The organism is Nitrosomonas supralitoralis (assembly GCF_003011925.2).
GTDB lineage: Bacteria > Pseudomonadota > Gammaproteobacteria > Burkholderiales > Nitrosomonadaceae > Nitrosomonas > Nitrosomonas supralitoralis.
Genome location: NZ_PXXU01000187.1, coordinates 1 through 608, shown reverse-complemented (window position 1 = coordinate 608; position 608 = coordinate 1). Strand labels below are relative to the sequence as shown.

At 48.5% G+C, this 608-nt stretch carries 1 protein-coding gene; it reads right to left on the bottom strand.

Annotated elements, in window-relative coordinates; translation table 11 throughout:
- Positions 1-608: methane monooxygenase/ammonia monooxygenase subunit C (locus tag C7H79_RS17355; RefSeq protein WP_106708453.1), on the bottom strand; the 608-nt coding region annotated here is incomplete at both ends.

Sequence of the window (608 nt, the reverse complement as noted above, 5' to 3'; positions counted from 1 at the left end):
GCTATACCACCTGAGAATAATCCTGCCCAGCCCAGAATCACAAATCCCCAGTGCAGTGGCGCGCTAAACAGTTCTTCCATGAACCAGAATGCATGTCCCCATTCGTTCAAGCCTACGTTAGGCAGAATCATCAATGGGCCTGCAATTGCCATTACCAACGGGAATGATGTGCCGCGGCTATATAAAGGCAAACGGGTCATCGCGTACAGGTAGGATGCTACACCGCATACAATGTACATCGGGAATGAACCATAAAATACCACTACGTGACTTGGCGTGAAGCTCGTGTCACGTATAATTACCTGGTGCCATGATGCATCTTGTTCGGTAAAGAAGCTGCCGCCCCAGTAAACACCAAACAAATATACACCCAGCCACATCATCCAGTAAAAATAGCGTTTGATCTCCAGCTTGGTGTCCAGATTGTCCAGTTGCTCCTTGGTGTCACGGGTCTTAAGTATCCAGCCCCATGTAACCAATGCAAACAAAGGCATCAGAGTCATGTGAACGCGCCACAATCCCATCCATACCTTGTCAAATTCCGGCTCCATCGAGTCCATGCCGTGTGAGTATGCAAATGTCCTCTGGTACCAGATCCAAAATATCGC